The 1,331-nt window shown below is 43.1% G+C and carries 2 protein-coding genes; one reads left to right on the plus strand and one right to left on the minus strand.

Annotated features, from left to right (window positions below; all coding sequences use genetic code 11):
- On the minus strand, window positions 1–634 hold a 634-nt coding region (locus ACFO6W_RS23075), incomplete at its 3' end, for a hypothetical protein (RefSeq protein WP_380000948.1).
- Between the two features lie 314 nt (window positions 635–948).
- Here ACFO6W_RS23075 and ACFO6W_RS23080 point away from each other — a divergent pair.
- Complete coding sequence (locus ACFO6W_RS23080; RefSeq protein ID WP_380000950.1) at window positions 949–1,323, plus strand: hypothetical protein; 375 nt, start codon at window positions 949–951, stop codon at window positions 1,321–1,323.
- The last annotated feature ends 8 nt before the right edge of the window (window positions 1,324–1,331 follow it).

Consider the following 1,331-nt stretch of genomic DNA (forward strand, 5'->3'; position numbering starts at 1 on the left):
TCTTTGCCTTTATGGTTTGGTTCCTGCCTTCGATCTCGGCGGTTGCGATAGCTTCCTCAACATCGTTGTCCCTGGTCTGGCCCTTGTCTATCAGTTCAAATATCTCCGTCGGGATATTACCCATCAGGAAGCTCTCGGCCAGTTGCATAAGCCCGTCATAAATGGCGTTTTTCCTTTCTTCCGGCAACTGGTTGTCAGCAACATACTGTTCGAACCGTTCCAGGGATTCCCGGAAGTTCGCCTGCGCTTCTTCCTGTTCCTTACGGCTTTGGGCCTGTGCCTGGTTATACTCCTGCGTACCCCTGATAAAATCCTCATCATCGCTGAATGCATCCGGGCCGTATAATCTTCCCAGCGCATGGTTGAACGGGATTTTATCTTCCCCTTCACCGAAGCTCATGCCGATAGCCGCGCCGAAACGGGGGTCTCCGGAGATATAGTCATGTAGCCCTTGCTGTCCCGACATGACTTTCTTATGCGTCCCTTTCAGTCCTGCATAGTCATTGCCTGCAAAGTCCCATAGTTGTTCCTCTGTCGGTTCACCTTCAAATCCGGGATTTGCTTTCATAAACTTTGCAAGGACGCCTTTACGTCCTGCGGGCTTTTCTGTATTTGTTACATCTGTTTCTGCCATATTTTTTAATAGTTATACAGTTCCATCGGTTCTGCATAACAAAAAAATGGAATAAACAAGGCTTTTGCCGTACTTCATGCAAAAAGTAATGACCATGTAAATAAGTATCCTTACATACAGTCCCGTGTTCCCTCCTAAATCCCGAATTTTAAACCGGGTAAGCAATTAGCAGATAAAGTGAAAAACTAAAAGTGATAAGTGAAAAATATTTTTCATTCTTTATTCTTCGTTTTTCGTTCTTCACTTTTCATTTAAAAATATTGGCACATTGCATTCTTAATTCTTCATTTTTCATTCTTAATTAATTATTTCTCATGGCTAACTTATTTTACGAAGAAGACAGGAACAAAGATTTCCTACAGGCTTGCGAAGCTGTAAGGAAAGAAGAAGGCACTCGCCTGACAGTATCCGGAATAGCGTCCAGGGCCATTTATAAAAAGGCAGGGTCATTCTATATACATCTAAGCGTCTATATGAAGATCATCAGGAACAACGGGAACAACCTGCCTAAGAATGAAATATCCAGGCAACTGCATACGGAAGTATTGAAACGGGCAAAAGAAATAATGCAGCAAAACAATTATACCCCTGCACAGGCAGCAAAAATATTATCGGAGCAGCAAGCCCCGCGTTTTTACATATCGGAAGCACGGGCAATAAGCCTGTACTATAAACTACTGGGAAAGTAAAGTTAATG

The organism is Dysgonomonas termitidis (genome assembly GCF_042654545.1).
GTDB classification, from domain to species: Bacteria; Bacteroidota; Bacteroidia; order Bacteroidales; family Dysgonomonadaceae; genus Dysgonomonas; species Dysgonomonas termitidis.

Bases quoted from the DNA above. Each gene is read 5' to 3' on its own strand.
- ACFO6W_RS23080 (WP_380000950.1), top strand. From the start codon at position 949: ATGGCTAACTTATTTTACGAAGAAGACAGGAACAAAGATTTCCTACAG.